This window comes from Marinomonas sp. ATLA20, from assembly GCF_057180105.1.
The window spans coordinates 1-315 of record NZ_JBXUKU010000059.1 but is presented as its reverse complement, the minus strand read 5'-3'; the positions used below and the strand labels follow the sequence as shown (position 1 = coordinate 315).

Genomic DNA, 315 nt, shown 5'->3' with positions numbered 1-315 from the left:
TGACGCTTAAAAACTCAGCCGATTACGAGACGAAAGGCAGCTACAGCTTCAATGTTGTGGCGACAGATAACGGTGCGGGCAACTACAACTCAGGCAGTCTCAATGTGAGTCAAGCGGTGACGGTCAGCGTTAATGACCTTAATGACAACACGCCAGTAATTACGTCCGGTGCGACCGGCAGTGTGGATGAGAACGCCGACACTAGTACGGTCATTTACACCGCGACAGGTACGGATGCCGATGGTACGGCGACGAACAATACCTTGGTGTACAGCCTAACGGGTACCGATGCTGGACTATTGGACATCAACAGCA

The 315-nt window shown here is 52.1% G+C and carries 1 protein-coding gene; it reads left to right on the top strand.

The features are described from left to right. Positions 1–315: cadherin repeat domain-containing protein (locus AC2A4J_RS20440; protein WP_484177309.1), on the top strand; the 315-nt coding region annotated here is incomplete at both ends.